2 pseudogenes are annotated in these 2,896 nt (G+C 58.5%); one reads left to right on the forward strand and one right to left on the reverse strand.

Annotated elements, in window-relative coordinates:
- Window positions 1-633 (reverse strand): annotated as a pseudogene (locus EOA60_RS26780) (hypothetical protein); the annotation flags it as partial.
- 1,054 nt (window positions 634-1,687) lie between these two features.
- Between EOA60_RS26780 and EOA60_RS26785 the strand changes: the two are divergent.
- Window positions 1,688-2,896: pseudogene (locus EOA60_RS26785) on the forward strand (hypothetical protein); the annotation flags it as partial.

The following is a 2,896-nucleotide window of genomic DNA, read 5'->3' on the forward strand; positions in this document are numbered from 1 at the left end:
CTTGGCGCGATGCTCCTCAAACATGCGAATGACGATCGCGAACACGGCCAGCACGCCGACGACCCGCGTTGCCGAGAGCAGCGCGCAAGACAACCCCGCGGCGAGATGGTTCGAGCGTTTGAGCGCCAGGAAGAGGCAGGACGTCAAAAGCACGAAGAGCGGCTCGGTGAGGAAAGTGGCCAAATAGAACGAGAACGGGCCGCTCAGCAGGAAGGCGCAATAAAGCACATAGGCCCGCATGTTCCTGTCCATGAGCGGCCATGCCACCAGGCACGAGACATAGCCGCACGCCAGCGATGCCGCCGTCGCAATCGCGATCGTGGAGAAGGGCAGAATCGTGCGGACCGCCGCCACCAGCATCGGATAAAGCGGAAAGAACCCCCAGCGCCCGACATTGCTGCGGCCAGGAATGGGAAAACGCTCATAGCCCTGTTCGGAAATGCCGACATACCAGGAGCAATCCCATTTGCAGAAGGCGCGGGCATAGGCCGCTAGGCTCGGATCCGGCGACACCGATGCGAATGCGGCGTAGCGGATGACAAGACCGCTCAACAAAAACAGCAGCGGCACTGCCGCCACCGCGATCACCGTGAGGCGAATGCCGCTCTTCGCACGCGCCACATCAACTGCCAAATCCGCCTCCAACCGCCCGGATGGCATCCGCGTCGTGCCGGCATCCCTCGCCAACACGCCTCTCGGTCCAACGCTGCATACCTAAAGGGGCGGTGGGATTTTTAGTTCCGCTGCACGATATCCCGGCCGTCATGCATCCGGTGGACAATCTGCCGGTAGCGGCGCGCCGGCGATAGGCCATGGAAACAGTCCGAACATGTATATGGCGTGTGGCACAACCAGCGCCCACCATTCACGATCCGAACGCGCTGCGTAGCGGCCATCGCGTCCAGCACTGCCGCGTACTTAGCCGACGCCGAGGTTTGACTTCCGTCGCAACCGAACGCGTTGTGATCACCGTCGCTTCGACAAGCTTTCGCGGCTCCGAGTTTTATTGCTGCGCAACGGGATGCTCGGAATCCTCGAATCCAAGCAGGCCCGCCTCGCCCTGGATGACGCCGTCGCGACCACACTCGGTGTAGAGCGGCGCGCGGCGCGTCAGCTGACGGTGAAAGGACCGCGCGACCGCCCCCCGTCGCAAGCATTGGTTGCAAAGCCTTTTTCAGGTGTTTCCGCTCTACCTTCATCCAGATTCGGTAGATGCTGGCGACAACATTCTTCAAATAGTTGAAAAGAGCAGGGACAAAGGTCCCACACTCGGTTGGACCATTTTTGCTTCACAATTTTTCCAAAAAAGCAACAGTACGAGTTTAAGTTTCCACAAATAAGAGTAAACTTTTCGTGCTCATGTTCTGAGCGGGAGGCGTTACAGGCAGTCAATAGCCTGTTGAAGAGGGGCGGGTTGAGTATGCCCTTATCATCGATCCTTGGTGCCCGCTGTTGGTGGGTTACCGATGCGCATAGGACGCATCCGCCCAGAATTGCCTGACGGGGCAAGGAGCGGGGAAGCGGCGGTCCCCTCAACACCCTCTACCCCGGGTTAAGCCGATAACTCCAGTTTCGTTCAACGATGACGCGCGGCACCGGCTCCGCTGGTGGATGCGCGCCCATGCGGCCGGCTGCCAGCGTTGGGGCTGATTTCGCGCCTGTCGCATTGAAGCCAGGGAGAGTTTCAATGGCACTCGACATCACTGCTCAAGACATCATCATCGACGAGACCACGGGTCTTCAGGGTGACGACATTAATCCCATCGGCAACAATGACCCCACTTTGGCCTATCTCCTAAGTCGCGACAGTTCGGGCGGACTGACCTCACCGGAGGTCGCCTTCCAATCCAACTTCGTGGTAGCCACGGCGAACGCAGGGGAAACCATCACCTCGGTCGTTCTTACCCAGAATTCCTCAGGAACGCCGTTTTCCACCACCGTTGGCGTCAACAGCGGCATTAGAACGGTGAATGGCAACTATGTTTGGCTGTTCCAGGACCCGACGCATTCAAACGTCGTGATCGGCGTCATCGGCACTTCCAGTGCGGCCACTATGCCCGCCGCGACCGGGGATCTCGCCTTCTCGTTTGGACTGGTCAGCACCAGCGCAACAAACGCAGATTTGTACCTAGTCCAGTATGTGCCGTTGCTCCATCCGGACGCGAACGACCCGAACGACCAGATCGATCTGCTCAACAAGGTGTACGCATCGGTCACCGGCACCACCGTGCTCAATTTCAGCCAGCTCGGCGACGCCCCTCCCGGACACAACAATTGGTATATCCTCGACGCCGACACGGCGAGCACACAGAAAATTCTGGTCACGGCTCACGACGGCACTACGCAGGCTGAAGTCAATGTCAGCACGCAAGGTCTGGGTGTCTCTTCACAGGACGTGCGCTTCGGCCGTGAACTTCAGATCGACCTGATCAGTGGCGGCACCCAAAGTGCAGGCAAGAACTTTACCAACTCGCCGCTGGCTCCCAACTACACAGGCCACATCGAGAACGTCTCCGGCGCCGGTTTCTCGATTTCGCAGTCCACGCCTACTAACACAGTAGCTGACATCGAGGTCCACGCCTACAACAACGACGACAACGCAAAAGGCGCCGCGTTGCCGGGTGACGACAACGATACCGAGATCAATATCACCGGAGTAACGTTCAAGTTGAACGGCATCGCCACGACGGCCTCTGCCCTTGGCATCACAGTTGATCTCAACGGCACCGGAATGATCCTCCACAACGTCGGCGAAGGCGTTACGGTTGATTTTACTACGGAGGGCGGCTCGGGCGGAACTTTTGACCGATTCACCATCAAGAATATCGACGGTGAGAAAGATTATTTCGACGTCAAAGAGGTGCATTTCGCTGGGAACGTTGCTAATGCCCACAAC

This window comes from Mesorhizobium sp. M1A.F.Ca.IN.020.06.1.1, assembly GCF_004023265.1.
Classification (GTDB): Bacteria; Pseudomonadota; Alphaproteobacteria; order Rhizobiales; family Rhizobiaceae; genus Mesorhizobium.